The following is a 3,181-nucleotide window of genomic DNA, read 5'->3' as shown; positions in this document are numbered from 1 at the left end:
GGCACTAGGCATCCCGGACCGCTGTGCAGGACACTCAGAGGTGGGGAACGGGATCCTCCTCCCCACGAAAAAAGCCGGGCACCACTCCCCGGCTTTTTTCGTGCCCACAGCAGCGGCAACTAGTCCTGGTCAGCGCCCCCACCCATCAGCACACCCCCTCAGCTCTGCTCCGCTCAACGCATCGCTGAGCCAACCAACGCACTTCTGAGCCGTCACACCCCCTCAGCTCTGCTCCGCTCAACGCATCGCTGAGCCAACCAACGCACTTCTGAGCCGTCACACCTCTTGCATTCTTCGGCCGGCCCCTGGGGAAGACGCTCGTCACCACCTCCCCAGGAGTCCTCGGTGCGCACAACCAGGACACCCCAGCGCGCCCGAAACCGTCCCACCGCCAACCACCACGCCACCCCACCAGGCACCCGCTCGACCACATGGCCGAGCACAAGGACCCGTCTGGTCGCCTCACCCGGAACGGGTTAACCCCTCCCCCGTGAAGGGTGAGTCGGGGGCAGCAGGAGTCATCGACAGTGACCGTGGTTGCCGGAGCCAGCGGACGAAAAATGGGGCTGAGTCGGTGCCTGGTTGCGGTGCTTGGGACACCTCGGGCGGGAGGGAGCAGCTATGCCTGCGCGCGCCTGCGTTGGGTCACCTGAGCCTCGGTCATCGAATGATGCACTAGGTGTGGCAGTCCGCAGGGGTCCGTGTAGCCGGAGTCGGAGGACCTCGCTTCGCTCGGGCTAGAAACCCTCTGGGGACACCCCAGACCCCGAAGTATCTGATTTGGCAGCGGCGTGCCCTACCTGAATATTTGCAAGCGCCGTGTCAGGGTGGCCTACATGAACACAGCGACGTTTGCCGACGAGTGGACCGATCACTGGTTGCCTCGAGCTCCCCTTGCCGGTGACGTGAAGAGCCCGCGACCGAGCGTGTATCGCCACTCCCGAGCTCGTGCGCTGGAGCACTCCCACATCGAGGCCAACCCTCTGGCAGTCCGATCGTTGATCGTCACCGATCACGACGGCTCCGACGCCGACCAGATCGCTGATCTCAAGGGCCTGCCCGAGCCCTCCTACATCGCGCTGAACCCCTTCACCCGCTCCGGGCACATCGTCTACGCCCTGTCGACGCCCGTGTGCCTGACCAACTCCGCCCGTCGAGGGCCGATGAACCTGCTGGCGCGGGTCGAGACGGGTCTGTGTGACGTCCTCAGCGGCGATGTGGGCTACGCCGGGCGTCTGACGCGCAATCCCTGGCATCAGGGCTCCTTGCCCCTCTGGGGGGCCTCTGAGGCCTCCTACGGGCTTAGGGAGCTCTCCTGCGCCCTGAGCGACCTGGGAGCCCTGCCCGGCTACAGCCCGCGCAGCACGCTCACCCGGTCGGCAATCGGGCGTAACTGTGCCCTGTTCGACCTCACCCGCCGGTGGGCCTACCGCGCCTGGAGACGCCACTGCGACGACGCCACCGAGTGGGAAGCCGTCGTGCACGCCTACGCCTGGGACCGCAACCTGTCCGTCATCGGCGACGAGTTCACCCGCGGCCCCCTGGACGAGACCGAAGTGCTACACCTAGCCCGTTCGATCTCCCGCTGGACCTGGCGGAGGTTCTGGCACCAAGGCGGCCCCACCGCCTACGACGCACGATTCACCGCCACCCAAACGGCCCGCGCCAAGAAAAGCCACACCACCGGCAACCGCACCGTCACCGACAAGATGCGCACCGCCAACGCAGACCACGGCTTCCAGACCAAAATTGATCGTGAGACCTTCATGCAGGAGGCGTTCTGATGCCTGCCGAAATCCAACAACGGCGGAAGACAACCGCCAAAGAACTTGCAAAGCGACTGGGGTGCTCCGAGCGGACTGTTCGCCGCATCGCCGCTGAGCCTCGAACGGAGTTCCTGGCGCGTGCTGCTGAACGCCGGGCCCGTGCGCTAGCCCTCCGCGAGTCGGGAATGACCTACAAGCAGATCGCTGCGGAGATGGGCGAGAGCGTCGGCTCCGTGGGGCGGCTCATCCACTCCGCCCGCCACCACGCGAAAGAGAACACGTGAGTTGGCATGGTGAAACAAAGTCGGAACCGGCACCGGAACAGATTCCCTCCGCCGGCCAGACCGGTAACGATCTCTGATTCCGTCCCGTTGCCGCACGCCAGCTCATAGGCGACACTGGAACGGACATCGCCACCGATGTCCGCCTGAAGAGCACAGGGTGAACCCGTTCACCCGAGGAAAGCCGGGGTCGCCGCCCCGGCTTTTCTCTTGCCGCCCCAACGGAACCGGTGCCCTAACACTGTTGCCCCCTCCGCATGGCCATATCGCGTGTCGAGGCTGTGAGAGACACTGGCCATGGGTGCCAGCGTCGCCACCCGAGGAAAAGCCGGGTGCCCATGCTCGGCTTTTCTTCGGCCACGGAGCAGCACCGACGCCGCATGAATCCGTTTGCATCCATTACTTACCGAACCGTCATAAAGCTTGTCCGGTTGGACACATGATGCCGATCGGGGACACTGGCGGCGGGGGAGAGACATCAGGGATTCAGGGGATCCTTGCGGCATGAGAGAGCGCTCCTTTCCATGCCGAGAGAAGCCTGGGAGATGGGCTCCCGGCTTCTCTTGTACAGCCATCGCATCAGCTGACGATGTGAAGTAGACGGGACACCACCGGAGTCGCACAATCAGTCTTCGGTGAAAGGCATCTCACCGCGAAAGGCCGGGGCCCCTCCCCGGCCTTTCGCATGCCCAGCGCAGCGCCCACCCGCCCCGCGTGGTGCCCCCGGTCAGCGACCGGTCTCGTTCTATGGCACATAGAACATAGCTTTGCTCCGCCCGGGGCCGCCCCACTGATGCTGTCCAGCACGTGCGGGACAGACCTCCTCGGCCGCGTCTCCAGATCGGAGGCCGGCATCGACAGATCCGTCCTCTGCCGAGCCTTTCGCCCGCATTCCTTCGTCACCTTTGGGCAACTTCGGGACCACGACAGACACTGAAAGTGGGAGTTGGCGTGCTCACATCAACCGCTCCCACGGGAGGCCAGGGAGACCAGGCCCGGCCTCCCGCTACAACGCTGGCCCAGCACTCGTAAGGTCTCCGGCACTAGGCATCCCGGACCGCTGTGCAGGACACTCAGAGGTGGGGAACGGGATCCTCCTCCCCACGAAAAAAGCCGGGCACCACTCCCCGGCTT

The 3,181-nt window shown here is 65.1% G+C and carries 2 protein-coding genes; both read left to right on the top strand.

Annotation, left to right across the window (positions count from 1 at the left end; genetic code table 11):
* Window positions 1-836 precede the first annotated feature (836 nt).
* Window positions 837-1,784 carry a replication initiation protein gene (locus PU704_RS19845; protein WP_082157362.1) on the top strand — a complete coding sequence of 316 codons (948 nt, stop codon included), beginning with the start codon at window positions 837-839 and terminating at the stop codon, window positions 1,782-1,784.
* Complete coding sequence (locus PU704_RS19840; RefSeq protein WP_082157363.1) at window positions 1,784-2,050, top strand: sigma factor-like helix-turn-helix DNA-binding protein; 267 nt, start codon at window positions 1,784-1,786, stop codon at window positions 2,048-2,050. Before PU704_RS19845 ends, PU704_RS19840 begins: the two co-directional genes overlap by 1 nt.
* Window positions 2,051-3,181 lie beyond the last annotated feature (1,131 nt).

Source organism: Kocuria oceani, from assembly GCF_029524215.1.
In the GTDB taxonomy this organism is placed as follows: Bacteria; Actinomycetota; Actinomycetes; order Actinomycetales; family Micrococcaceae; genus Kocuria; species Kocuria oceani.
Note: the sequence above shows the minus strand (reverse complement) of the source record. Positions and strands in the feature narration are given on the sequence as shown.